Source organism: Syntrophomonas sp. DTU019, assembly GCA_913757435.1.
GTDB lineage: Bacteria > Bacillota > Syntrophomonadia > Syntrophomonadales > Syntrophomonadaceae > DTU019.
In genome coordinates this window covers 94,827-120,916 of record CAJYDM010000003.1, presented here as the reverse complement: position 1 = coordinate 120,916, position 26,090 = coordinate 94,827, and the positions used below count along the sequence as shown (strand labels likewise).

23 protein-coding genes and 1 other annotated feature are annotated in these 26,090 nt (G+C 47.9%); of the genes, 10 read left to right on the top strand and 13 right to left on the bottom strand.

From position 1 onward, the window contains the following. The first annotated feature begins 208 nt into the window (after positions 1 to 208). Positions 209 to 889 (top strand): GNAT family N-acetyltransferase, encoded by a 681-nt coding sequence (locus AC15IQ_RS09460; RefSeq protein WP_483178752.1) that lies wholly within the window; start codon positions 209 to 211, stop codon positions 887 to 889. Between the two features lie 156 nt (positions 890 to 1,045). On the opposite strand, the gene AC15IQ_RS09455 is transcribed toward AC15IQ_RS09460, so the two are convergent. Beyond that, positions 1,046 to 3,601, bottom strand: a complete 2,556-nt coding sequence (locus AC15IQ_RS09455) for a PocR ligand-binding domain-containing protein (protein WP_483178751.1) — start codon at positions 3,599 to 3,601, stop codon at positions 1,046 to 1,048. Positions 3,602 to 3,767: 166 nt separating this feature from the next. Continuing rightward, positions 3,768 to 4,010: a binding site (T-box leader), on the top strand. Between the two features lie 96 nt (positions 4,011 to 4,106). On the opposite strand from AC15IQ_RS09455, the gene AC15IQ_RS09450 reads away from it, so the two are divergent. Next, positions 4,107 to 5,474 carry a TrpB-like pyridoxal phosphate-dependent enzyme gene (locus tag AC15IQ_RS09450; RefSeq protein ID WP_483178749.1) on the top strand — a complete coding sequence of 456 codons (1,368 nt, stop codon included), beginning with the start codon at positions 4,107 to 4,109 and terminating at the stop codon, positions 5,472 to 5,474. Positions 5,475 to 5,759: 285 nt separating this feature from the next. On the opposite strand, the gene AC15IQ_RS09445 is transcribed toward AC15IQ_RS09450, so the two are convergent. From AC15IQ_RS09445 to AC15IQ_RS09420, 6 genes are all read right to left on the bottom strand, one after another. Next, positions 5,760 to 6,089: a rubredoxin-like domain-containing protein gene (locus AC15IQ_RS09445; protein ID WP_483178748.1), complete on the bottom strand. Its 330-nt coding sequence runs from the start codon at positions 6,087 to 6,089 to the stop codon at positions 5,760 to 5,762. 100 nt (positions 6,090 to 6,189) lie between these two features. Beyond that, positions 6,190 to 7,827, bottom strand: a complete 1,638-nt coding sequence (locus AC15IQ_RS09440) for an FAD-dependent oxidoreductase (protein ID WP_483178746.1) — start codon at positions 7,825 to 7,827, stop codon at positions 6,190 to 6,192. A 13-nt stretch (positions 7,828 to 7,840) separates the two neighbouring features. After that, positions 7,841 to 8,053 (bottom strand): DUF2769 domain-containing protein, encoded by a 213-nt coding sequence (locus AC15IQ_RS09435; RefSeq protein ID WP_483178745.1) that lies wholly within the window; start codon positions 8,051 to 8,053, stop codon positions 7,841 to 7,843. 223 nt (positions 8,054 to 8,276) lie between these two features. Next, positions 8,277 to 8,903 carry a protein-L-isoaspartate(D-aspartate) O-methyltransferase gene (locus AC15IQ_RS09430; RefSeq protein ID WP_483178744.1) on the bottom strand — a complete coding sequence of 209 codons (627 nt, stop codon included), beginning with the start codon at positions 8,901 to 8,903 and terminating at the stop codon, positions 8,277 to 8,279. 154 nt (positions 8,904 to 9,057) lie between these two features. Next, entirely contained in the window at positions 9,058 to 9,942 is an 885-nt protein-coding gene (locus AC15IQ_RS09425) for a fumarylacetoacetate hydrolase family protein (protein ID WP_483178743.1), read from the bottom strand. A 503-nt stretch (positions 9,943 to 10,445) separates the two neighbouring features. Beyond that, positions 10,446 to 11,018 carry a DUF4489 domain-containing protein gene (locus AC15IQ_RS09420; protein ID WP_483178742.1) on the bottom strand — a complete coding sequence of 191 codons (573 nt, stop codon included), beginning with the start codon at positions 11,016 to 11,018 and terminating at the stop codon, positions 10,446 to 10,448. A 389-nt stretch (positions 11,019 to 11,407) separates the two neighbouring features. Between AC15IQ_RS09420 and AC15IQ_RS09415 the strand changes: the two genes are divergently transcribed. The 6 genes from AC15IQ_RS09415 to AC15IQ_RS09390 all read left to right on the top strand — a co-directional run bounded on the left by AC15IQ_RS09415 (position 11,408) and on the right by AC15IQ_RS09390 (position 16,463). After that, positions 11,408 to 11,875 carry a hypothetical protein gene (locus AC15IQ_RS09415; RefSeq protein ID WP_483178740.1) on the top strand — a complete coding sequence of 156 codons (468 nt, stop codon included), beginning with the start codon at positions 11,408 to 11,410 and terminating at the stop codon, positions 11,873 to 11,875. Positions 11,876 to 12,181: 306 nt separating this feature from the next. After that, a complete protein-coding gene (locus AC15IQ_RS09410; protein ID WP_483178738.1) occupies positions 12,182 to 12,949 on the top strand; it encodes an ABC transporter ATP-binding protein in 768 nt (255 codons plus the stop codon). Continuing rightward, the gene (locus tag AC15IQ_RS09405; protein ID WP_483178736.1) at positions 12,942 to 13,808 is read left to right on the top strand and encodes an ABC transporter permease; all 867 of its coding nucleotides are present in this window, start codon (positions 12,942 to 12,944) and stop codon (positions 13,806 to 13,808) included. Before AC15IQ_RS09410 ends, AC15IQ_RS09405 begins: the two co-directional genes overlap by 8 nt. Further along, entirely contained in the window at positions 13,808 to 14,797 is a 990-nt protein-coding gene (locus AC15IQ_RS09400; RefSeq protein WP_483178734.1) for an ABC transporter substrate-binding protein, read from the top strand. Before AC15IQ_RS09405 ends, AC15IQ_RS09400 begins: the two co-directional genes overlap by 1 nt. Before the next feature lie 224 nt (positions 14,798 to 15,021). Further along, positions 15,022 to 15,531, top strand: coding sequence for a lecithin retinol acyltransferase family protein (locus AC15IQ_RS09395; RefSeq protein WP_483178732.1), 510 nt, complete (start codon positions 15,022 to 15,024; stop codon positions 15,529 to 15,531). A gap of 239 nt (positions 15,532 to 15,770) precedes the next feature. Continuing rightward, positions 15,771 to 16,463 carry a DUF4489 domain-containing protein gene (locus AC15IQ_RS09390; protein WP_483178731.1) on the top strand — a complete coding sequence of 231 codons (693 nt, stop codon included), beginning with the start codon at positions 15,771 to 15,773 and terminating at the stop codon, positions 16,461 to 16,463. A gap of 79 nt (positions 16,464 to 16,542) precedes the next feature. Here AC15IQ_RS09390 and AC15IQ_RS09385 read toward each other — a convergent pair whose 3' ends face one another. The 3 genes from AC15IQ_RS09385 to AC15IQ_RS09375 form a co-directional block, all read right to left on the bottom strand. Further along, complete coding sequence (locus tag AC15IQ_RS09385; protein WP_483178730.1) at positions 16,543 to 17,139, bottom strand: 50S ribosomal protein L25; 597 nt, start codon at positions 17,137 to 17,139, stop codon at positions 16,543 to 16,545. Positions 17,140 to 17,456: 317 nt separating this feature from the next. Continuing rightward, complete coding sequence (locus AC15IQ_RS09380) at positions 17,457 to 18,440, bottom strand: MBL fold metallo-hydrolase (protein ID WP_483178729.1); 984 nt, start codon at positions 18,438 to 18,440, stop codon at positions 17,457 to 17,459. Between the two features lie 166 nt (positions 18,441 to 18,606). Beyond that, positions 18,607 to 19,722, bottom strand: a complete 1,116-nt coding sequence (locus AC15IQ_RS09375; RefSeq protein WP_483178727.1) for a 4Fe-4S dicluster domain-containing protein — start codon at positions 19,720 to 19,722, stop codon at positions 18,607 to 18,609. A gap of 414 nt (positions 19,723 to 20,136) precedes the next feature. Between AC15IQ_RS09375 and AC15IQ_RS09370 the strand changes: the two genes are divergently transcribed. Continuing rightward, a complete protein-coding gene (locus tag AC15IQ_RS09370; RefSeq protein ID WP_483178725.1) occupies positions 20,137 to 20,295 on the top strand; it encodes an aspartyl-phosphate phosphatase Spo0E family protein in 159 nt (52 codons plus the stop codon). A 156-nt stretch (positions 20,296 to 20,451) separates the two neighbouring features. On the opposite strand, the gene AC15IQ_RS09365 is transcribed toward AC15IQ_RS09370, so the two are convergent. Then, positions 20,452 to 22,608 carry a YheC/YheD family protein gene (locus tag AC15IQ_RS09365; RefSeq protein WP_483178724.1) on the bottom strand — a complete coding sequence of 719 codons (2,157 nt, stop codon included), beginning with the start codon at positions 22,606 to 22,608 and terminating at the stop codon, positions 20,452 to 20,454. 261 nt (positions 22,609 to 22,869) lie between these two features. Between AC15IQ_RS09365 and AC15IQ_RS09360 the strand changes: the two genes are divergently transcribed. Then, positions 22,870 to 24,111 carry a YheC/YheD family endospore coat-associated protein gene (locus tag AC15IQ_RS09360; protein ID WP_483178723.1) on the top strand — a complete coding sequence of 414 codons (1,242 nt, stop codon included), beginning with the start codon at positions 22,870 to 22,872 and terminating at the stop codon, positions 24,109 to 24,111. A gap of 307 nt (positions 24,112 to 24,418) precedes the next feature. On the opposite strand, the gene AC15IQ_RS09355 is transcribed toward AC15IQ_RS09360, so the two are convergent. Both AC15IQ_RS09355 and AC15IQ_RS09350 read right to left on the bottom strand, forming a co-directional pair. After that, complete coding sequence (locus AC15IQ_RS09355) at positions 24,419 to 25,198, bottom strand: enoyl-CoA hydratase/isomerase family protein (protein WP_483178721.1); 780 nt, start codon at positions 25,196 to 25,198, stop codon at positions 24,419 to 24,421. A 33-nt stretch (positions 25,199 to 25,231) separates the two neighbouring features. Further along, the gene (locus tag AC15IQ_RS09350) at positions 25,232 to 26,086 is read right to left on the bottom strand and encodes a 3-hydroxyacyl-CoA dehydrogenase family protein (RefSeq protein WP_483178720.1); all 855 of its coding nucleotides are present in this window, start codon (positions 26,084 to 26,086) and stop codon (positions 25,232 to 25,234) included. Positions 26,087 to 26,090: the final 4 nt, after the last annotated feature.

Below are 26,090 nucleotides of genomic sequence, written 5' to 3'. Positions count from 1 at the left end.
TCTGCCCTTAAACGCCAAGCCAAGCAAAATCGGCCATGGTGATGTTTGTTGGTTTTATTATGAAAGCCAGGGGAGCTTCGGTGAAATCCGTCTGCAGTTGTGCCCAACACTATCCAAAGGCTCATTTGCTTTAATAAAAGCCTCAATAAAGGTGAACGCTAATGATACAAGTATTCTGCACTATTTACTGTTCAGAGGGGACGATACTGTGGAAGGACGGGTAAATGACGGTTACATCTGGGATCGTTTAGTCAGGCAGCGGCAGGGAATACAAAGGCTTGCTCGCAGCACCTTGCCCAGGCTGAGAAGGCTGACGATCAAGAAACTGGCCAACCACCTCATGAGTCTTCTCTACAAAAGCGCAATACTATTGGTAATCATGAAACCGCTGGAAGCTGCTCCGCAGTTACAGGCACCCGAGTTGCCCATTGAATTCAGGTTTTTAAACCGCAGTGATACTGGCAAAATATCGGCTCTAAACGGATTGAGCAAGGATAGAATTGCCGAGTTCTATGCTGAAGGTTCCAGATGCCTGGGAGCCTTTTTTCAAGATAAGCTGGTGGCATTTTCCTGGTGCCATTACCGGGATCACCACTTTCCCTTTTTCGGTTATTGCCTGGAGGTGGGGGATGGGGTATACATCGGACCCGACTATGTTGATGCCGAATTCCGGGGACACAGAATACACGGTCACCTCTTGACCAGGTTGTTTGAGCACTTGTACCGTGAAGGTTGCCGGACGGTTTGGAGCAGTGTTTTGAAAAACAATCACGCCTCAATTAAAGGCCTCAAAAGGGCAGGCTTTATCCCCCACCAGCAAATTGAGGTGACCCGGATATTCAAGACCATCGCCTGCAAAAGGTTAAAACTGCTCAACCATTGGCCATAGCAACGCCCGGCTACATCAATACTCCCCATATCGGTTAACTGCAGCTCCAAAACAACTAGCCTTTATTCAAAAACCAGTTAAAACCGGATATGATAAAGGCGACTGCAATATTTCCAACAGGTTTTCATACGTCTGACAGGGATGGTCCATCATCGGTTATAACTCAGGAATTGGAAAGCTTATAAAAAAGGTCGTACCTTTTGGGCTGGTCTCTATGTCAATTGAGGCATTATGCCGGGCTGCTATACGGTAGCAGACCGCGAGCCCTAAGCCATTTCCCTGCTCTTTGGTGGTAAAGAACGGTGTCCCCAGTTTTTCAAGCGAATCAGGTTCTATTCCAGAACCCTGATCCTCAATGGCTAGTACTGCCTTTTCATTCTCTACAAATGTTCTAATAGTTATGACTCCGCCTGAAGGCATCGATTCCAGCCCGTTTTTCAGCATGTTAAGTATAAGCTGATGAATTTCTTCTTTATCGAGGAGCAGATCTGGCAAATCATGCAGGTCTTGATAAATGTATTGATTCTTGATCAGTGCACTTGCTTCAATTAGCGGAAGTGACTTATTAATTATACAATTAAGACTCTGTGAAGTCATATCTACCATTTTATTTTTAGCCAATGACAGAAACTCAGTAATAATAGAATTTGCCCGGTCCAGTTCTTCGATCATCAGATCAAAGTAATCCTTATCTGGTTTATAATCTTCCCTTTCCTGTAAGAGCTGAAGATATCCGCGCACAGTTGTCATAGGATTTCGCATTTCATGGCCGATACTGGCTGACATTTGTCCTACCAGATTGAGGCGGTCTAATCTGGTCATCTCGGTTTCCATTTTTCTCTGTTCAGTAATATCGACTAGTATGCCAAGTATACAAGGCTTGCCGTCAACAACGATGTTTTCTGATGACATCAAACCGAGTCTCGGCTCGCCTTTCCTGTTATAAAACCTGATTTCCCTATCCCTGACCGATTGATGGTTCAACAGCATTTGATCAACCTGCTCTAGATTGGAGGGATCAGCGAAGATTCCTAATTCCACCGGGGTTCTTCCGATGGTTTCTTCATAACTGTATCCTACACATTTGCAATGGGCTTCGTTGACCATTATGAATTTGTTGTCATCTAAATTGAGAATAACCATTGGTATGGGGCTGGTATTAAAAGCCTTAGAGAACAGTTCCTCTGACAAGCGGATTTGATCCTGGATGCGCTTGCTTTCGGTGATGTCTTTACTGGCGCTCAGGAAATGGGGTTCCCCATCGAGTTCGATTATTTCCCCAGAAAGAATATAGTTTCGTATTGCACCGTCCTTTGATCTGAAATCGACTATAAAATCCTTAACGCTTCCCGTTTCCTTAAGCAGGTTAAATAGCCGCTGGCGGTCTTGAGGATAGGCATAGATATTCAATTCGTGGCAGGTTTTCCCTATAGCCTCATGCCTTTTAAAGCCGGTGTTTTTAATGAAAGCGTCGTTTACTTCAAGGTAGCGCCCTTCGCTGACGGTACTTATAGTCATGGGATCGGGACTGTACTGAAAGGCTTTCAGAAACTTCTGATGTGATTGAAGCATAGCTGCTTCAGCCTGTTTGAGGCGGGTAACATCAATATGTATTCCTACCATGTTTAAGGGCTGACCGGCTTCATCTCTGTCCACTACCCAGCCACGGGACAAGATCCATTTCCAATCTCCTGATTTGGTCAGCATGCGAAACTCTATTTCATAATTGGCGGTTTTCCCCTGCAGTTGTTCATTAATGCTCCGCACTGCTGCCGCCTTATCATCTGGATGGACCAATTTTTCCCAGGTTTGAAGGCAAGGCTCCAGTTCTTCTGGCGAATACCCTAGCATTTGGGCCCAGCGTGGGCTGTAGTATACTTCACCGCTGGCGAGGTTCCAATCCCAGAAGCCGTCGTTATGGGTCGCCCAAACCAGTTTCAGCCGTTCCTCACGATCTTGTATGATCTTGTCTGCTTGCTCCAGTTGGCGTTTTCGCTCCAAGCCCATGGTTGTCAGCATCTGACCCAATTTAGAGTAAAACTCCATAATTGCGGCCACCTGCTCTTTGGGAATTACTGGCACCCTGCGTAAGGCCTCCATATACCTTTCTTCATCAAATCCGTACTCTTTGGCTTGCTGGCGGAAAAAATCCTCATCAGGCGGCTCATGAAGCAACTGCCCCAGAAAAATGCCGCCCAGCAGCTGATCTTCGACAACGATAGGAGTACTGTAGTCCATAAGTCCGTTTAAACACTGATAGCCCACATATGATCCGTCATTCAAATGGGCAGCCAGGTAGCTATCACTTTGGCCACATCTTGCGGCGGTCTGTGGACATCGTCGATGGAATTGATTGCATATATCCTGCCAGCCTATTCCACCCATGACAGTATTGCTTTCATCGTGCAGCCCGTGCGGTATCCCGGTAGCTTTATAGAATGATTTCAACAATTGCTGCAGAGATTCAACATCCACCAGATCTGCAAGCCTGTATTTAACGGGTACAGGGTTGTCAGTGAACTGCTTCTGAAATGAGTGATTTACGAAGAATTCAGATCTGCCCGTAAAGAACCATTGCCGCGGAGACTGATATTCAACTGCATTTGCAGGATATTGTTGATTCTTTAGGGCAGCAGATTCCAATTCAGCATTTCTTGACCTCAGTTCGATCAGCTCTTCTATTAATTGTGCTTTAGTTTTATTTCTGTCCATCAGATTGATATACTCCTAAAGAATGGTTAACTCATATTATTTACAATATACCATTCTATAAGCATAATTTGTCGAAAGAGTGTGGAGCAGACACGCGGGTAAGAATTGGTGGGCACTTTAACTGTTTTAGGCTTGACAAATCCGGGACTTTGACTGTACAATCCAGGTAATACCGATGAGTCAGAGAAGTATGCCCGAAGCTTAGCTTACAGAGAGCTGCAGGTGGTGGGATTGCAGCAGTGACAGGCGGGTTGAATGGACTGACGAGGGTGGCTGCGAAATGGAGCAGAGTAGTGGCCAACGGGAACTCCGCCCGTTATCAAGGGAGCACGCATGCTGGTGCGTGGAATGAGTGGGTCATTTGACCAATTTGGGTGGTACCGCGTGAGTATAAGCTCATGTCCCTTTGAGGACATGGGCTTTTTTATTCGGTATCTGCGCAGATTATATTCAAACACCAGTGAAGATTAGTAAGAGCCAAACAATAAAAAGGAGGAAAAGAAAAATGGCTAAAGTTCCCTACAAAACCTATCTCACTGAAGAGGAAATACCCAAGCAGTGGTATAATATCCGCGCAGATATGAAAGAACAGCATGATCCTTTTCTAAATCCTGGGACCCTTCAGCCTATAACCACTGAAGACCTTTATCCCATATTTGCCCGAGAGCTATGCAAACAGGAGATGGATGCCGAAACCAGGTATGTGGATATCCCTGATGGCGTCCTGGAGTTCTACCGTATGTTCAGGCCATCTCCCTTAATTCGTGCCTATAACCTGGAGAAAGCACTGGATACGCCGGCCAAAATTTATTATAAATTCGAGGGCAACAATACTTCCGGCAGCCACAAACTGAATGCCGCCGCAGCCATGGCTTATTACGCCAAAGAAGAAGGGTTAACCTCATTAACCACCGAGACTGGGGCCGGTCAGTGGGGCACCGCCTTATCCCAGGCCTGCGCTTTCTATGGCCTGGATCTGACCGTATTCATGGTCAAAGTCTCTTTTGAGCAAAAGCCGTTCCGTAAATCGGTCATGGAAACCTATGGGGCTAAAATAATCCCCAGCCCTTCTGACACTACTGAGGTGGGCCGGGCCATTCTGGCCAAAGACCCCACCACCGGCGGCAGTCTGGGCTGTGCGATTTCCGAGGCGATTGAAAAGTCTCTGGGAGATGAGAGTTGCAGATATGCCCTGGGTTCAGTCTTGAATCAAGTGCTCTTGCACCAGTCGGTCATCGGTCTGGAAAGCAAGATTGCCATGGAGAAGATCGGGGAATACCCCGACATCGTGGTAGGCTGCGCTGGGGGCGGATCCAATCTGGGGGGCCTGATGGCTGCCTTCATGCAGGATAAACTGACTGGCAGGCACAATTCGCGGTTTGTCGCCGTAGAACCGGCTTCCTGTCCTTCCATGACCCGGGGCCGCTACGCCTATGACTTCTGTGATACCGGCAAAATCACCCCCTTGGCCAAGATGTATACCCTGGGCAGCCAATTTATTCCTTCGCCCAACCATGCCGGAGGATTGCGCTACCATGGCATGTCACCCATCCTCTCCAAACTGTATCATGATGGCTACATGGAAGCCATCTCTGCGGAACAGACCAGGGTTTTTGATGCGGCCACCCTATTCTGCAAACGGGAGCAGATCCTTCCTGCTCCTGAATCAGCACACGCTATCTATGGCGCGGTGCAGGAAGCTTTAAAGTGCCGAGAAGCGGGCGAAGCCAAAACCATCCTGTTCGGCCTGACCGGCACCGGCTATTTCGATATGCATGCTTACGCACAATACAATGATGGAACCATGTCGGATTACATCCCTACTGATGAGGACTTACAAAGGGGATTTGACAGCCTGCCCAAAGTAGAATAATTGCTTCACAAGCAGATACGGCTCTTAAACGGTTGATTATACCGACCTGTTTAAGAGCCGTGCTATATCATTTCCCTATACCACTTGATGAATAGCATTCTGAAAAAATCCACTTCAACGCTAAACAACCCCATTCGAGCGGGCGACAACGCACCCACTACCGGCGGGCCTGTCATTACACGCCCCAGAAACTGGAGGAAGAGTCCTGTACTCAGAACTCTTCCTTAATGGCGGTTTTATTTATTATGCCGGAGTCAGTCCATGGCGTCTTTCCTGAGATTCTGTTTACCACTTCCCCTTGCCTAAATGGCCCGCTATCTCGGCTTTGCTTCTCTGTTTGATGATCCAGGCCTCATCGCGGGCCTGTTCAAACAAGGCTGCGCACGGGGGGTCAAGATTGATCTCAATGCCTTCTTTGGCCAATTGGGCTATTTTCATGGCCAGATTTATAATTTCCATATGAATATCATTGGTGCGGTCCGATGCATAAATCTTTTTGGCATCCTCCTCGGACAGGGCAGCGAATTTCTCCTTAGGTGACATGCACTTGGGGCATTTTTCAGGCGCCTCATTGCCCTCGTAAACAAAACCACAAACCGAACATTTCCACAACATACTTTTCATCTCCCTTCATTCTGTTGAGTAATGCTTATCACATATACCGCACACATACCGGAATTCCTGGCTAACACTTGGAAACTGGACGGTTTTTATTCTACACCTCTTTATCGGCTTCTAAACTGGCATGAAGACCAGCCAGGTATCCATAGGTCATAGCCGGACCCAGAGTACTGCCTCCTCCCCAATAGGCCCTGGCCACCGGGGATGCCACGCAATTGCCGGCACCATAAAGTCCCGCAATGGGCTGGTCATATACATTCAGAACCTGGGCATTTTTGTTAATCACCGGACCTCCATTGGTATCCAAGGTGCCTGCACCGAGGATGATGGCATAGTATGGTCCCTGCTCACTGAGCGGATACATGGTATAGTTCGGACTGCCCGCCGCAGGCCATTCTGCCCCGGGAATGGTGGGGGGGAAGGTGGTCCACTCCCGGTCATAGTTGTAATTACCGCGGCCGAAATCCTTATCCTGACCCGTTCTGGCGAATTCATTGAAACGTGCTACGGTTTTCTCGAGATTATCCTTAAAACCCGGGTCCAGGCTGAATCCTCCGGTTTTTGGAGCGAGCATACTCAGATGCCGGGTTATTCCTAAGACTAGTTCATCCCAGCTGTCCCCTTTTATAATGTAGGATGGTGCTGATCCTTCTACCACATAAGGCGGGAAGCCCTGCCACAGTATTGCCGTACGCTGATCAAATATCATAAAAACCAGCATATTGGTCCACTCCGCTCGCTGCGGGTCCCACACAAAGTGGGTCATGGCGCGGTCATTATAATTGCGCTTCTCATTCATAATTCTGCGGCCATAGCGGTTGACCTCGATCACGCTGTCCCCGGGTATATAGAACACATTGTGCACACCATCCGGATCTGACAGGGCTTCTTCAACAATAATTTCAGCTCGGAAAGCACCGACCATATTACCCAGTTTAGCGCCTATGGCAGCTGCCATCTGAATAAAATCTCCGCTGTTGGTGGGGGCGGCGCACCCTCCGAAAATCGGACCAGGCTGGAAATGCAGCATCAGTTCGGCATTGTGGGTATAGCCTCCGCTGGCGAAAATAACCGCCCTTCGCGCCCGAAAGTTGATGTTTTGCTGATCAGGGCCGATCACTTCCAGCCCAACCACTTCCTCTTGGGCATTTCTGTGAATTTTACTGACCCGATGATTAGTCAGTATCTTAATCCCTTGAGTTCTTGCCTTGCTCCTAAGCTGCCTGACCAGTTCTCCGCCGAAACCCTGTTTACCGTCGGCAGTGCGGGCAAACAAGACCCGTCCCCGCACGCCTTTATTCTCGGGGAGATGATCCATATAATCGACCTGAGGTTTACCGGTCCAGTTGATTTCCTGAATGCTCTGCAGAGCTCCGCAGTCAGCCAAAAAGTCGATTGCTTCTGCAGCCCGGTCATAGTAGGTTTCGATTAGAGCAAACTCGTTTTCCGGCAGCCCCAACCTGGAGTCTTCGGGATTGTAAAGGTGAGGATAGGAATAGCGCGCCATATAGCGCAAAGCGTCCTCTTTAAGGTCGATAATACCCAGTTCTTTCTGAAAACGATTATTGGGAATCCAATATCCGCCGCCGGAGCGCAGAGTGGTTCCCCCAATGATAGGGCCCTTCTCCAGCATAATCACTTCCGCCCCATATGTACTGGCAGTGATCGCGGCCGCAAAAGCAGCCGCCCCGCTTCCAACCACCAGGATATCAGCAGCCTCATCAAACTTCATGTTCAACCCTCCCTCATACTATCGATTCCTCATTACCGGGAATGCAATAATAGTCCTTGGAAAAACCCTTTTCCTCATAGATAGGACATCCCGGGCAGACGCACCCTGACCTGACGGTGATGCACTTACTGCTGCCATACTGGGGAAGACAGAAGGCCAACGGTTCACCGCAGGCTATGTAAGATGGGCACATTTTACAGATACATCGCTTCTGGTCACTGTCCATACAAAAACCTCCCCTTCCGCTCTGCTAAAACTACACCTGGCAAACTAAATATGAGTGTATGGGTAAACTTTATAGAGATTGGATATATTTTAACATAAATAGATGGTATTTACTTAAAAAATAAATCTTTTTAGAATATAGCTGAATAATTGAGGAATTGGTTCGTGAGCCAAAAAAGAATGTTGACCAGCAGGAGGTTCTGGCGTGGATCAATGGCTTTGGTTTAATTCCACCCGTATTTGCCCTTCATCTCTACAAAGGTTACTTCGCCCATCTCTTCACAGTGAATATTACCGGTTTGGTCTTTGGTGATCACGGTCAGTTCTTGCAACCCTTTGCTTCCCAACGGGATTACCATCCTCCCCCCAGGTTTGAGCTGTTCGACCAGTTCTTGTGGCACCTTTTCCGCTGCGGCGGTCACCATGATACAATCATAAGGGGCATGTTCGGCCCATCCATCACTACCGTCGCCCAGTTTAAAATAGATGTTGCTGTATCCCAGAGCAGTGAGTTTTTGTTCGGCGCTCTCTGCCAGTTCCTTGACCCTCTCCACGGTATAAACCTCCCCCGCAAATTGTGCCAATAGAGCGGTCTGATAACCGGATCCGGTTCCGATTTCCAGGACCTTGTGTTCTTTTTTCGGTCCCAATAGGTAAGTCATTCCCAAAACCAGGCTGGGCTGGGAGATGGTCTGCTCGTAACCAATAGGAAGTGCCGTATCTATGTGAGCATACCCTTTAATCGATTCGTTATCGATGAAATAAGCTCGATCCAGCCTTTCAAAAAATTCCCTTAATTCACGGTAATCACCGTATTCCATGCTGCCATTCCCCCATTTGTACCATTTCATAATCTTAACTCCGATCTCCTATTATGATGCCTAATGGGCAATATCTCATCCTCAGTGTAAACAATACTATCGCGGCAGCGATTTTTGTTTTTTCTCGACTCATCATGAAGGTACGGTTTGCTACTCCGCCCCTGGTACTCCTGCAGGCACCTTATCACTGCCTTACAACTCTGTTGGCCAGTTTACCGATATTTTCAATATAGCATTCCACTATGTCGCCGTCATTAAGCAGTCGGGGCGGGTCGCATCCCATCCCCACACCGCTGGGAGTGCCGGTTAATATTATATCCCCTGTCTTTAAGGTCAGACCCTTGGAGAGGTCGCTGATGATGGCAGGAATATCAAAGATCATTTCTCTGGTATTGGAATCCTGTCTGAGTTCTCCGTTTATCCGGCATTGTATATTCAGCTCTAACGGCAGCGGCAGAGCTCTCTTGTGCACCAAGACCGGCCCCATGGGGCAGAAGGTATCCAGGCTCTTGCCCTTGAACCATTGTTTGTGAGCACCCTGCAGGTCACGGGCGGAGACATCATTGGCTACAGTATAGCCGAATATGTATTCTTCAGCTTCTTCGGGCCGGATGTTAATCCCCGCCTGGCCTATCACCACCGCCAATTCCACCTCATAATCAACCTGTGTGGTGGCCTGTGGAGAAAAACGTATATCATCACCGTCGGTTATGGCCGGGCTGGCTATCTTGGTGAAATAAATAGGGCATTCCGGGATGCCGGTATCGGAGATTTTAGTCATTTTGATCTCCCTGGCATGATCAGCGTAATTTTTGCCCAGGCAGAAAACATTGCGCGGCGGATAAGGGATTGGGGCTAGCAATTTTACCTCCTGCATGGGCACGGTTTCATTGCCACCAGCTTTTAAGGCCTTTTCCGCAGCATCCAACTGGCAGTCTGTGACTTTCTCAATCATTTCCAGCATCGAAGCAACTTTGGTGCCTATAAGCTGATTTACCGGCACAACTCCGTTCTCCATCAAGAATCCTACCTGCTCTTTCCCCTGGGCGTAAAAAGTAACCAACCGCAAAATGATTCCTCCCGTCAAAGTCAGCTGTAAACTGCATTGTATCACATTTTACTGTCCTCTTGCCAAAGCTACAGTCCGGTTGTTACACCCGTTTTACTAGGTTTTCCAAGACATTCTTTCCTTAACAACTGACTGTATCCGAGCCCCCAATTGTTTTTACCAACCTTGAGCGATCAAAAGCTGATGGCGTTGCCTGACCGGATTTGCTGGATATAATGGTCATATCATAAGAAAAGGATAGACGCCCCGTTTAAATGTGCCAATGCTAAAAAACTTGCTTTCGACCTGCTTTGATCAGGTTGCCCGGGTCCCGGGCTGCCGCATTTGGACCGTTCCCAGGTCGGGGAGTATGTAACGGCACCTGACTTATGCAGGTGCCGAACATGATATTTTCTCGGATAATGTTGTTGACGAGATATTTAAGTTTTCGGTTAAGCAGCTAAAATGGTCAACAAGGTCTGCACCCATGGCTGCTCTATGGAGCACTACAACCGTTTTGATGATTAATAATCATCAAAAAACTCCCCCTGGATAATGGCGGTTAATACAGGTTTAACTACTCTCAAAAATTCAAAATCGCCTTCAAAGTCCTTGCCCTCAACTACCATTCTGTATTCACAGCACCCCGGACAGATGCCTCTGTCACAGAAAGTCACTGTAAAAGGCTCACTGATTTCTATCTCGAGTTCTAGTGAAAGCTGTTCATTATCGTCTTCTACATCAAACTCCTTTAGATATCTCCAGCTTTGAACAGTCTCCTTCACACCATTACAAACCCGCTCTAATTTAAACAGCAAATCAACCTCTACCTCAGGCTCATATGTTTGCTCATCTTCTCCTGCAAACACAATCAGGCTAGAAAAATCGATTTTGACCAGCGGTTTGAAAATGTCGGTAGTATCGATGGTCAGCCGGTCTAATATAAAAGTCTGATGTTCCTTTACAACGCCATCATCGATTTCGAATATTGCGTCCTGAGGATTGTGCCCACATTCTACTTGAATTACTTTTTTCGAAGTCTTTCTTTTTTGCGAAGACTTTTTGGGAGGAAAATCATCACAATACTTGTATGACACTCTATTCACCCTTTCTACATATTATTTGAGCTCTAGCTCACTATTATGGTATGAAGGTTGAAATAGAAATTCTACTCTTTTTTGGTAGATTTTAGACAATTACGTAAATGCAGGTCAATGGCAGCAAACCTAGCATCAATAGATAATTTATCCAAGGTTATCAGACCTACCGTTATAGTACTCTGACCCGTGGAGGCTAGTTTTCTCCATGTCTGCATAGCCACTAGTTTAACCGTTCAATGATAATTTGCTACACACACTCCCTAATGACTGCATAGCTACAAGGACTCCAGTACAAACTAGAAAAAATTCGGGTTGAGGTGACTCAAGTGTTAAATGACGTATTTTTATGGTCATTGGTAATACTTCCGTGGTTTTCACTATTCCTTATGAAAAAAGACGAAATAAGACGATATCTGCCTGTAGGCATATTCGCTTCAATCACCAGTTTCATTATCATTGATATCGGCGCTTCTCTGCATCTATGGAAACTTACGTATAATATATTTCCATTTTCCAATCTGTTCCCTTATCATTTGGGTGCGGGTCCCGTAGTAGCAATGTGGTTGTTTAAATTTACTTATGGGAATTTTGTAAAATTTATCACTGTAGATGCCCTTCTTAACTTGGCTTTCGGCTTATTGCTCTTGCCTCTGTTGTCTTTTTTAGGGATTCGAGAAAACATCAGGGGTACATATTTGCTAGTATCTGGTATAACAACGCTTCACGCGGTGTTCTTATACTATTTTCAAGCATTTCTGGAAGGCTCATATGAACATCGGCATTCGTTTAGCATCAATCCGGCCGCTGCCAAGCCTTATCAAAACTACAATGATAAAAATGACAGCGACGAATAGACATAAGCCAGGCGCTCCAGCGATGGTTCATCTATCAAGTACCGGGACACGAAAGCATTGAATCCGCTACAGCGCATCCTGTATATCCTCAATAATCCAGGTTAAAAAGAAGGCTCAGGTTTCAACTATCGTGCTAACTTGAGCCTTTTTCTTGCGCAAATCCTCCTGATTGCCCCTCCAAAAACTCCTAGTCATAATTTTCCAGTTGGCCTCTGCCGATTTGTCCCCCCTATGTTGGGTTTCCTCACTCACGGTTGGGCGCCTTTCCGAATAACATATTAGGAATAGGTGCAAAGGGGTGATTATTTGAAGCCAGTAGTAGAAGTCTCCAATGTCAATATGACCTATCAATCCCCCAATGGAGAAATCCATGCTCTGGATGACATCAGCTTCGTGGTCCACGAAGGTGAGTTTGTAAGCATTGTAGGTCCCAGCGGCTGCGGGAAATCCACGCTGTTGTCGATCATATCCGGTCTTCTAAAGCCCACCTCAGGCGAGGTCTTGCTGTATGGTGAACCCAACATCGGACCTTCCAGAAAAACCGGCTATATGCTGCAGAAAGACCATCTCTTTGAATGGAGAACCATTTTGCACAATGTTCTGCTGGGGGTGGAGATACAAAAAACGCTTACCCCAGAGGCCAGAGAAAAAGCCTTGAACTACCTAAAGACTTATGGCCTCTACGAATTCCGCAATAAGTATCCCGAGCAGCTTTCCGGGGGGATGCGGCAGAGAGCGGCTTTGATCCGCACTCTGGTGCCCGACCCGCAGATACTCTTGCTCGATGAGGCCTTCTCCGCCCTGGATTATCAAACCCGCCTGGCAGTCAATGAGGATATATATCTCATCATCCGCCAGGAGAAAAAGACCGCCATCCTGGTGACCCACGACATCAGTGAGGCCATCAGCATGTCGGACCGCGTGGTAGTCTTAAGCCACCGGCCGGGGCGCCTAAAAAAAATCCATAACATAGAGCTTAGCTGCGCCAAGCGCACTCCCTTAAGCTGCAGGGAAGCACCCGAATTCCGGCACTACTTCCAGCAAATATGGAAGGAGTTGGATATCCATGTCTGATTCAGCTGTTATTCCTTCTAGCAGCATGGCGGAGCCGGCCATTTCCGCTGCCCATGCTGAATACCTGAATAAATGCAGACGGCATAAACTCATGGTCCGGGCTACCCAAATGGCAATTCTGGTCATATGCATCGTCCTGTGGGAAATGCTGGCCCGGGCCGCCATAATCGACCCCTTTATTACCAGCCAACCCTCACGGATCATCCGCACCATTGGGGTGCTGTTCCATGAAGGGGTGCTGTTTATGCATATTGGGGTGACCTGTGTGGAGACTATTATAGGTTTTTTGCTGGGCACCGTCGCCGGGGTACTGTTCGCAATTGCTCTGTGGTGGTCTAAGTTTTTTTCCGAGGTTTCAGAACCGTATTTGGTAGTTTTAAACAGCCTTCCCAAAATAGCCCTGGGACCAGTGTTCATTGTTTGGATCGGCGCCGGGCCGGTAGCTATCATCGTGATGACCCTGGCCATCTCCTTGATCGTGACCATACTTGAGGTTTTGAATGGTTTCATGGGCGTGGACCAAGAGAAGATCAAACTTGTGCATACCTTCGGAGGCAGTAAATATCAGGTCTTGACCAAGGTTCTCCTGCCCGCCTCCTTTCCCAGCATCATTAATGCCTTGAAGATCAATGTGGGTTTATCATGGGTCGGGGTCATCGTAGGTGAATTCCTAGTCTCCAAAGCCGGGCTGGGTTATCTGATTGTATACGGCGGGCAGGTATTCAAGCTGGATCTGGTTATGACCAGTGTCGTTATTTTAGGGATCGCAGCCATGATCATGTATCAGGGAGTGGTCTGGTTTGAGAATTTTGTTTTGAAGAAAAATGGTCAGTTGCAAAGAGAGGATAAGGATTGGTAATGAGAAAATTAGTTGCTGTATTGTTGGTACTGATGGTGGGCATGGCCTTGATGGTGTCCGGGTGCAACAACACCACCAAATCGGAGCTAACTAAGGTGGAACTGTGCGAGGTGACCCATTCGATTTTCTACGCTCCGCAATATGTGGCCTTAAGCCAGGGCTTCTTTAAAGACGAAGGCCTGGATATCAAACTCACCAACGGGCTGGGAGCGGATAAGGTCATGACCGCGGTGTTGACCGGGCAGGCCGACATCGGTCTGGCAGGCCCTGAAGCCAGTGTGTATGTTTACAATGAAGGCAAAGAAGACTATGGAGTAGTATTCGCCCAGTTGACCAATGGAGACGGCACCTTTTTAATGGGCCGGCAGCCTGAACCGGATTTCCAGTGGTCCGATTTGAAGGGCAAGACCGTGATCGGCGGGCGTAAGGGCGGCATGCCGGCAATAATTCTGGAGTACGTCCTGGAGAAGAATGGTATGACGGTGGGCAAAGATGTATTTATCGATACCACTATGCAGTTTGCGGCTATGCCAGGGGCCTTTTTAGGTGGCCAGGGCGATTATGTTATCATATTTGAACCGACTGCTTCCACCATGGCCAAAGAGGGTAAAGCCCATATCGTGGCCTCGCTGGGCAAAGAGAGCGGTGAAGTGCCGTATACCGCTTATTTTGCCAAAAAGAGCACTCTCGAAAAAAATCCTGAACTGATACAGAAGTTCACCCGGGCGATATTTAAAGGACAGCAGTGGGTCGACACTCATTCTCCCGAAGAGATAGCCAAAGCAGTGAAGCCGAGCTTCCCGGATGAGTCCGAAGAAATCCTGGCCAGTGCCATTAAGAATTACAAAGAACAGAACAGCTGGAAGAAGGACCCCTTGCTGCTGGAAAAGGATTTCTACCTCTTGCAAGAGATCATCAAAGATGCGGGAGAGCTGAATAAAATCGCTCCCTATGACAAAGTTGTGAGCACACAGTTTGTGCCTAAATAATTAAGCTTAAAGGGGGGCCTATCAAAAGCCCTCCTTTATTATGGGTATTCATATATAATTATACTAAGTAATGGTAATTGCCTGGCTTCCATCACCGATACAATTCAATTAGGGAAAGCAGCTTTGCGATCGTTGTCCGGGACCTGGTCAATAGTATAATCCGGGAGCCGCAATCGTAGACTCTAATATACAACGCTGTACATCAGTTTTAGGGGGCGATTCGCATGACTGATGAGGTTGTATCGGCGAGGTTTGGCGATGTTATCGGCGTATACCGCGGCCCTACCAAACACTACGGGATCTATGTCAATAACCACAGCGTGATCCATTATGCCCCTTATGTAGATGAATTCGATAGATATTACTATATAAGGGAGACCACTTTGGACCGCTTCCTGCATGGAAGGTCAAACTATTTTCTGTGTGTTTTTCCAGAGGTTGACGGCGATGGCCAGATTGATATAAGATCGGGCCGCTTTGCCAGTCTGGTGCCTTTTTGCAGCAGGATCAAGCTCCTCCAGCTTTTCGACCAAATACCCGGCTGCCGCCTGTTATCCCCTCAACAGACCGCACACCGTGCTTTGAGCAGGGTCGGGGAGCGCGAATACACCTCTGCTATCGGCAATTGCGAGAACTTTGTTATCTGGTGTAAGACAGGTATTTGTGAGACTGCTACGGTCAAAGCCCTGCTCGGACTACTCCCCAACCTGGACGCACATATATTCGCAACCTAATATCCGCCTGGATAAAACGGTAATTTGCAGCACGAAAGACTCCCTGATTAAGGGGGTCTTTTATTTGCGCGCACGCCACTTCCTGATCGGTGGCTGCAGCTGATACCGATCCTTTTCATAAGCTTATACTTTTTCCATTGTAACCAAATATTGGTATGGAAGAATACATTAGATTAGATCAGGCCGACATTAATTGTCAAAATATCCAGGCAGATTATTCTAAATCAGGAGGTAATGTGATGAAGACCAATTATCAGAGAGATGCTTACAGATGCGGCAAGCGCAGGTCAGAAGAATATGATGGCAGACAGGATTGTGATACCTGTGCTCGGCAAGAGTATTATGACGACAGTTATGATTGCGATTATGACCCGAAACCTAGAAAAAATAAACACGACGACAAAAAGGATCACTATCCTAAGCCCAAGGAAACCGAGACCATCTTAAGGTGTGGCACCAGCACAGGTTCCGGACCGATATCCTGCGGCGGCGTTTTGATCAATGGGGTGGCTTCAAGCAGTATCAACAGCAATAATAGCGGGATTGTTCAGGCCACAGTAGCCCTTGATACCAGTGGTTTAGTCGAACCCACGGTCAAACTCGATTTCTCTTCGCTGATTAGTTTCAGGACCAGTGACAATGAGAATTTTCTGCTGCGTCTGGTGTTCAAGTTAAGCAGGATTTGCAAAGGCAGCCATGTTCCTCTGGGGACCTGGACATTCGAAAGACAGTCCAGCGTAGCCGTTAGTCAGGTTAATGATTTCATACAGCAGTCCGATTCCTTCAGTTTCAGCTTCTGCTCTTGTGAATCCTGCCCGGATTGCTGCCATTACGTTGTTGAACTTGTCAATCAGGAGTGCTTCAATATTACATTTGCTACCATAACCAATACTTCGCTCACCGCTCTGGCAGTGGGTAAAAAATGCTTCTGATCAGTTGAGCCATCGAGTATTGTAAAAAGCGCCCCTCCGAAACTTGCGGAGGGGTACTTTTTCTTTTCAATGGGGCTTATCACTCCGCTTCGGCCTCAACTGGCTTCTCTTCCTCTTCCTCCTCAGCAGGTTGAACCGGCATATAATTTATGGACGCAAAGACAACATCCTCGCGCTCGCTCACCTTCAACTGCGGGTCTATGGTTAAATTCCCGACGGTAATGGAATCGCCCGCGTTCAGTTGCGCCACATCGACAGCAATGGCTTCAGGCACTGCATCCATAGTGCCCAAAACAGTTACCTCGGGTTTGACTACCATGAGCAGCAATTGTCTGGCAGACAGTTCTTCTTCGCCGCTGAATATGAGCGGAACCTGTAGCTTAACCTCCTGGTCTCTGGACACAACCTGCACGTCTACGTGAGTAATCTGTTGAGAAAGCGGGTCTTTTTGGATCTCCTTGATAAACCCGAGCTTCTTTGTGTTATCGTACAGTACAGTCACTCTGGCGTTGCGGCCGTGGCTTTTCAGGATCTGATGCAAATCAGAACTCTTGAACTTTACCGGATTGCTAGCACCTGCCTTATCACCGTAGATAACCCCGGCTATATAGCCTTGCTCCCTGAACTTACCGCCTTTACGGTCCCGTTTACCGGCTGTCAAAATGGTTTCTTCCATGTTTGTTCTCCCTTTTGTCATTTCTTGGGCTTTATCCCTTTGATATTATTGCCATTATTATTGAAATAATAGCCTCTTCGTAGGTTTTATCAGAACAACTCTGCTCAAATGCCGGTTTTCCTGACCATTATTTTGTGCCGTTATTTGGGTGCTTTTACCCGCTATAAAACCACTATCCTATAATCTGTGTCAATCGCTATTACCTAGTAGAACACGCATCTGATAAGGCATATCCTTGGTGCCCGCTCTCGTCCCGGCGGCCCAGATTGCTCAAAGCCTCAGTGGTTCCCTACCATCACTTCAGACTTCCGGCAATGTCAGGAAGTGGTCTGGAAATATAATACGCCCGCTTCCTCACTCATAGTGAGTTGGCCTTTGACCACCAGGTGATAGAGATGAGCCAGGGCCTCGGCGCAGGCATGCATCTTTTGATTAAGGGGGAATTCATCCCAATCCCGGTAGCTCAAGTCCCATCGCATGCGCTGGGCTACCTGAGCAGCGGTTTTCTTATCTTCCCCCAGGGCTTGCAGTACATCCTGCAGGCGGCGGACATGATGCTGTTTGATCTCATCTATCCGCCCCCGCACATCGGTAATGATATTTCGGTGCCCGGGCAGAACCAATTCCACATCTAGAGCTGCCACCTTGTCCAGACTAGGGATATAAAGGCCTAACAGGTCATGCTTAAAGCTCCATAGGCCGATGTTGGGAGTAATCTTATCCAGGATGTGGTCTCCGGCGATGAGTATCTTCTGACCGGTTTCAAACAAACACATATGGCCGACAGTATGCCCTGGTGTAGATACCGCCTGCCAGGTATAACCGCCTCTAACAAATTTATCTCCCTCGTGAACCACATTGATGGGCACTTCGGCGCGGTCAGCGTATCTAGCGGTCGCCTCCTCTTGGGGACGATAAGGAGAACCTTCGCGCAGCAAACCGCTGCGATGCAGCATTTTCGCCGCCGTACTGATGAACAAGTTCTCTCGCATATTGCTCTGAAATAGCTCAGCATCATCCTCCCCCATCCATACGCTGATACCAGGGCGGAACAGATGCTGCACCAAACCTGAATGATCGGTATGGACATGGGTGATGAACAGGTCAGTCTCCTCCATGTTGATGCCCAGCTTCGCCAAGGCCTGGTCCATGGCGATCTGGCAGGCTTCCAGGTTGAAGCCGGTGTCCACGAGAAGACTTCTGTCATGGTCTTTGATCAGGTATGAGTTCAACACCCGCAGCGGATTTTTGGGCAAAGGGATTTCGATGCGATATATATTGGGCAGTATGCGCTCGATCACTACTATCCTCCTCCATGGCGGCCCTTCTCTTCCAGGCCCGCAAAGCAAACCAATATTATCTAATATCGTCATAGTCAAGTGGGCCAGATTAGATCGCTTAACTGCCCTTTCTCCAGTATGACGTCATTCTTTTACCACTTAAAAAACCGCAGCACCAAGCCAGGTTTCAACGGGGGGAGCGGCCTTTTTCCTTAGCAATGCGCTGGAACTTCGCCAGGCTGGTCCTGGGAGGGATGTGCACCTCGCTGCGACGCGACATGGTTATGGAGCCGTTGGGGCAGAAATTGACACACACCCCGCAGCCCAGGCAAGCCTTTTCATCCATGAACGGTATCTGATTGCCATCCTGGTCCTCCTGCATGGTGATGATTGCGATAGGGCACTTGTCAGCACAGATACCACAGCCAATACATACGGCTACATCAAGGGTGGGCCTGAAATTGCTGGGATGGGTGGCGTAGTGCCCATGCCTGTTGATGCCTTGCATGACCACGCAGCAGCATCTGCAACAGTGGCAGATATAGGTGGGTTGATTCATGACATTGTCACAGTTGTGCACCAACCCCAGAGCCTCGGTCTCATCCAGTACCCGCAGCAGGTCATTCACCGTTGCTGCTTGGCCCAGGCCTCGCCTGATGATCCATTCCGCCGCTGTGCCCAGGGTAGTGCATACTTCAAGAGGAGCTTCGCAGGCCGTCCCCAGGTGATGGGCTTTGTGACGACAGGGGCAAACCGAGATGGCTCCCCCGCCGGACTGACGGATTACCTCCCGGGCCCGCTCATAGTCCAACACCTCAGTCTCAACCGCCAAGGGAATGAGGTGCTCATACACCAGGGTGCGCATAAATTTGGTGTCACGCCCGGCAAACTCGGCCTGCACCTCTTTATTATCAAAATAACTGCGAAACAGCTCGGCCAGTTGGTGCATACCAACCTGGTGTTTTGTGCGCATGAAAGTGTATTCAAAGAAGCCTACTACCATCGGGGTGAGCATGTAATAAAATTCATTCTTACGGGGCAGGTCCATGAGCAGGCCTTTATCAGCCATATTATCCAAAAGGGGTTTTAATGTATGTGAATCGAAGCCGCATATATCGGCCAGCTTCTCCAATTTCACTGGCATCATGGGGAACTTGCTGCCTATCATAGCCTCCCCCTCGGAGTAGAGGCATTTTAAGATCTCCATGAGGGTTTCGTTAGGCGGCGCACCTACCGGCTCTCGATTGAGGCGTTCAGCCAAAGCCAAAAAGACTTGATCTTTTTCATGCACCAGATGACCCATAATTAATCCTCCCGAGGTTACTGCCTAACTCATGGTAACACAATAATACCAATAATTGGAGAGCTGCACCGTGGAAGATTATCACCAACAAGACAACACCTTATAAACGGCCAGGCCTTATCCTGATCTGACAGTCCTTTTTCGGTGCTGCCCAAACCGTTACAAGGGACGGGCAGCTGTGGGCTTTCTCTTAATTCACTGGGCAAAATAATTCAATTCCGTACTAGAAATACAAAATGTATAATTGATATACAGTATTTTACAATAATCTAGCAGGATTATCAGCAAATTCGTCTAATTTATCATAGTAGGCAAGATTAAACGACAGTTTTGTATAGTATAAAAATCCCTGCTGGATAGATTAGATATACCTGCAGGCGGGCTGATTTTATTTGAACTATGGGAGTATTGTAAGTGGATCTCGTCATCAAGATTGAGCAACTGCGCCTTCAACTTACTAAGCTGGGGGAGAAAAAGGGGCTTCAAGATCCTGAAGTCATTGACCTGAGTAAAAAGCTGGATGAACTGATCGTGTTATATTACCGTACTTATGCTAAGGATATGGAGATTTAGCGTGAAGTAACAGCTTTGATCATCGGATCGCCTTTGAGCCATATAGCTCAACCGATACGACACGCGGGGACGTAACCACCCAATCTTTCCGCTGCGCAACTCGCTTTCGTTAATGGCTGCGCGTATAACACCGGGCAAGACAACTGTCCTGCGCGGTCAAAAGTTTCTGGCCAAGTAAACTCCATAGGCGAGAGGGTTGTAAAACAGACGATAGCTGGATTTAGCTGGCTCATTCTGTATAAAGAAGGTCTTATTGGTTTTGCCGTTGACTTCAATAATATAGGGGTGGCCGGTTTTATCAATAACAATATCGATGCCTAACTCTCCTAAAGGCCCTGTCCAAGCCTCCAGGGTCTTGGCTACAGCTGTGGATACACTGCATATATCGCGGTATATTGAATCAACCTTTTGCCTTGACTTGAAAACCTCTGGCATGTCTTTCTGCCAGCTGAGAGGGTATTCTCTGACAGTTGGCGAATTGGTGATCCATGGCTTAATCAAAGCCGCTTCCCATTGACCTTGCTGGTTTTTCTGCACTATCGCCCTGATATTCAGCGGATGGGTTTTGTATTCGGCAGCATAAATGCCTTGTTGAGCTACATAGGCCTCATTGGCGATTATCGCCTGCACTTCGGGCCACAGCTGAGCAAAGCTTTTGTAGCTCAAGCTGGCCTCTTCAGTTGACAGTATATACCGGTTATCTTGTTTTTGTATTTTCCATACACCCGACATTCTTGAATCATACTCAGTTTTAACAAATACCATGGCGAACTGCTCCAGTAGTTCTTCAATTTGGGATGGTGTCGGGTCGATCAGGTTCTGGGGCAAATATGGCCTTAGATAAGGCATTTTACGCAGTATTTGATCGGTTCTGCCCTTACCGAATACAGACCTGCTGTTAATAAACAGCGTGGTGCCGTGGTCCATCACTCGGTCTCTGAATGCTCTGGCCTCTTGGCGCTGCGAAGCTTTGAAAAACGTGGCCCGGTCGTACAAGACCTGCGGCCATGGGAATTCCTTCCGCAGCCACTTTTTTTTGCGGTGGCTATAATACCAGCCGTAAACGGTTTTGTCATGCCCCCAGTCATTGAATGAGAAGTGAAAAGTAGTACAGCCCAATTCCCTGCCAGCTTTGGCCAGGAGCTGTTGGTCAAGATCGGCATCTCCGGATTTTATCGATCTGATTCTGGCCAGAGCTTCAAATATGCCGATGAGAACCCTCCGCCTGGAGCGTCTCTTGATATATCTGGGTAAATCAACATTGCCCACCTGATATCCCGCCAGATGGAAGCAATAATAGAGTGGGCGTCGCAGCGCCCAATACGAAGCCGATGAACCCCTGAAATCCAGGGCATATCTTTTTTCCGGCATTATGTCTATATCTTTTAGATGTGCTGAACCAGATGAATCCATGCCAAAATGTAATTCTAATTCCAGCAGGGCCGGGCTTTGATAACCCAGCCTGACAGATTCGGCCAGGGCACGTTGGATCAGATTCTTGTCTATCATTTTGTAGTTGTCGGCATACACTTCTCTTAAAGCGGACTCCAAAGGGTACTTGGTAAAAGGATTGTATTCCTTCAGATCGTGTGGCACCAGGACTGCGCATCCAGCAGAATACTTCCACAAACCGCAGTGATCTCGCTGCATCAACAGGCGGGCTTCAACATTACACCCCAACATCTCTGCAGCTTTGTAAGGTTGTTTGATCATTCCAGGGAATTGGGGTTCAGGGTAATTAGTCAGCTTGACTCCGTGAGTATCGGCTAAACCCGCTAGCACCTGCTTGTTACGTTGCGGATCGTCATCATTATGATACTGACAATAAATGACGTTCGGAAGCGGGTATTTATGATACTTCCACTTCGAGGCTGCACCGTTAGTCATGGTTATTCCGTTTATGAACAGGCCATTTGTGTCAACATCCTCGACAGCGAATAAGAATACCTCTCCCCCCATTGAACGGGCGGTCTTGATAAAGCGTCCATAATCACCTTCGATATTATTATTCAAAAGGAGCGCTTGGTAAGCTGCGGAAATATTAATACCGATGAGAGGACCTAATACGATTTGTTCCGGGTCTGTGTTTCTCAAAATCGATCTCTGTCCGTTGCGCAGCATCAATTGCTCTGATAGCGCCTGGTTGACCAAAATTTGATCGGCATGGTTTTTCCCAGCCGCCAGCTTGACGGTGGCCGTTATTTTTTTGGCGCCATATACAATATCCCTAGTTGCACCATCGTCAGACGCTTTATCAAGAAAGATGGTGGGAACCGTTTCATTATCTTGCATTACACGTATCTTGATTTTCAATCTACTTCACCTGTTTTATTTATAGCCTATGAATATTGCTGAACATTTGGTGTCAGTAAAACACCCTTCCCCATAAGATAGACTAGTCGAACAAAATATATTGAAGGGGTGGTGGATTTAATGGCAGTGATAAGTACCCGGCCTGCATTTCAGTATAAAATACCAACAGGTTCAAGATCACCGCTCGCGAAAGCACATATTACAGGTGGCATCCGATCAGATAGTGAGGAGGGCGTAGTTCTCCAGTTTGGAGCTGCTCGTTTGCTTATAGAAAAAGAAGCTATAGTAGGGCCGCGAGGTGGATTGAAGATACCGGCGGGAGCAGCCCGGCAGCTTTTATTGCCGGATCTGGATTCACTAGGACGGGTAGAGCTGAATAACAAGATTATTTTTGGTCCTTTGATAGGCATCTTTGTATCTGAAAAAGACATTAAGCAGCTGACAAAAGGGCTCTCTAAAGACCATAGTTTCTATAAGTATGTGAATGAATGTGACCGTTTGGGGGCTATAGCCTGTTTTTTCTGTGTCAAGGATGTTTCCCTGAGTCAGGGGATTATTCGGGGCTGGGTCTACAATAAACAGCTTGTTCAGGATAGCGCCTGGACCTCCCGGCTATTCCCGATTCCAGCTGTCATCTACGACCGTTGTTTTGGTGCGCATGGCCGGAGTGACGGAATCAAACTGAGACAGATGCTGTCCAAGTTCCTCAATGTTACTATATTCAATGCCATGCCCAAGCTACGCAAATGGGAAACCTTTCAAGTTTTGAGGCGGGTGCCTGAATTAGCTGCTTGTTTGCCCCACACTACGGTTCTTTACGCCAATAAACAAGTCGCTTCTGCGGTGAACAGTTGCGAAGCGGTCTACTTAAAGCCGGACGGTCTGAGCAAAGGCAATGGTGTTTTCAGACTTTCCAAAATGGGTAAAGGCTTTCTGTTGGAGAATCGCAAGCCTGAACAAAACGTTAAAAGGCATCTGAAAAACCTAAAAGGTATTCGATCTTTCCTGGCGCCTTATGCCGAATCTGGTGGGGGTTATATTATTCAAGAAAAGATTCCCCTGGCTAAATATAAGGGCAAACAGTTTGATATGCGGGTATTGTGCCAGAAGGATATCAACGGTAATTGGATAGTGGCCGGAATCGCGGTCCGAGTAGCGGCGCGCCAAAGTGTCATTACCAGTCCCAGAAGCGGGGGTTCGGTGATCAGCTGGCCTCATGCCTTGAAAACAGTATTTCATCAAAAGCCCGATCAAAAAAACGGCATCGCAGCAAAGGTTTCACGTATTGCCCTGACGGCGTGTCAGGCCATTGAAAACCATTTCGGATGTTGCGGAGAGTTGGGCCTGGATATGGGCATTGACCATAGGGGTAAGGTATGGATCATCGAAGTCAACGGCAAACCCTTGAAGGTCAGTCTCAGTCGACTCAACGATAGACATTTGGATAAAGAGATCTATGCCAACCCAATCAGGTTTGCATACCATCTGGCCGTAACCGGGTGAGCGCGCCAACATATTCGGAGCCTGCAGATCTTTTTCTTCTCCCGAGGTCTTTCCAATCTTGGTTTTAATGGGGTGCTATAAGCTGACTTCTAGTTTTGCTTCCGAAAGGCCTGGCCTATGGAGCCAAAACCACTGATCTGCCGAGAAATCGGCAAAATTTTTTATTTGAGAGAAGGTCATTGGAGGGGTTTATCATTAAGATAAGCATGTGTCTCAGTAGCGCATACCCATCTTTTCAGTGAGGATTGGGGATACGTCCCGTCGGGACGTATCCCCTGTTTATGATGATGGAGCAAGGAGTACTGGTTTATTTGCCTGTAAATTCAGGCTTGCGTTTCTCTACAAAGGCCTGCATACCTTCCTTCTGATCATGAGATGCAAAAAGGTAGCACAGCTTTTCCAGTTCCATCTCCAGCCCGGTATCCTGGCCGGTATTTAGCATGCTGTGCAGCGATGATTTCAATACTCCCATAGTCAAGGGCGATTTCTTACTTAGCTTTACGGCCAGCTTGAGGGCAGCATCCATTACCTCATATGCAGGAACCACCTGATTTACCAGACCAATTTCCAAGGCCTGGTTGGCATCGATGGTATCCCCGGTAAACATCAATTCCTTAGCCCGGGACATGCCAATCAAACGCGGCAGGCGCTGGCTGCCTCCTGCAGCCGGGAAGATCCCCAGATTTATTTCCGGAAAGCCGAATTTGGCGTTGTCTGCGGCTATACGCAGATCACATACCAGGGCCAGTTCCACCCCACCTCCCAAGGCAAAACCAGAAATGGCTGCAATAGTAGGCTTGGGCATCTCTTCGATCATCCTGAATACCTGATGAATTGGTCTCACATAAGCTTTGGCTGCCTGCGGATCGCAGGCCAGCATAGCCTTGATGTCCCCTCCGGCGGCGAAAACCTTTTCCCCGCCGGTAACAATCAGTACCCGTACTGAATCATCATGGGTGATGAGGTCTATAACCTCGGTCAATTCCTCTATCAGCCTGGCATTCAAGGCGTTCATGGCCTTGGGCCGGTTAAGGGTCAGTATGCCGATGTAATCCTGTTGTTCAAACTGGATAGTATCGAAAGTCATATCTTCACCTTCTTTTTAATCAATCCTTTTTCCCTACTTACTGTAGTCATAGAAGCCTTTGCCGGTCTTGATTCCCAAATGCCCGGCGCGGACCTTCTGTTTCATGGCCAAAGCGGGGCGGAATTTGGGATCGCCGAATTCCTTAAAGAAATACTCGGTCACCATGAGGAGTACATCGATCCCCACCAGGTCGCACAAGGCCAGAGGGCCGATAGGCATGTTGGCTCCCAGTTTCATAGCCTCGTCGATGTCTTTGGCTGATGCCACCCCCTCTCCATAAGCATGGCAGGCGTCATTGAGATAGGGCACTAACAGGCGGTTGACGATGAAGCCGGGGGCTTCTTTGGCCTCGATGGCGGTCTTGCCGATAATTTTGCAGAATTCCATAGCGGCGGCCACCGTGTCCCGACTGGTTTCTTCACCGGGGATAACCTCCACCAGCCGCATAACCGGCACCGGATTGAAGAAATGGGTCCCCACCACTTTGTCCGGCCTGCCGCTGGCGGCCGCTATCTCAGTGATGCTGAAGCCGGAGGTGTTAGTGGCGATTATGGTTTCGGGAGCGCAGATATCATTAAGCTCTTTGAACAACTGCTTCTTTATATCAATGTTCTCGATGATGACCTCGACCACCAGATCACAATCGCTTAAGGCCGATTTATCTACAGAGGTGGCGATGTTGCCCACAAAAACGGCCTTCTGCTCTTCGCTGATCTTGCCTTTCTTAAGATCTTTATCCCAGTTCTTGACTATATTTTTCACGCCCTTTTCAATAAAGGACTGCTCGATATCCACTAGAATGACCTTGAGTCCAGCCTGGGCTGCCACCTGGGCGATGCCATTGCCCATGGTACCAGCGCCAACCACACCAATTTTAGAAATACTCATCTGG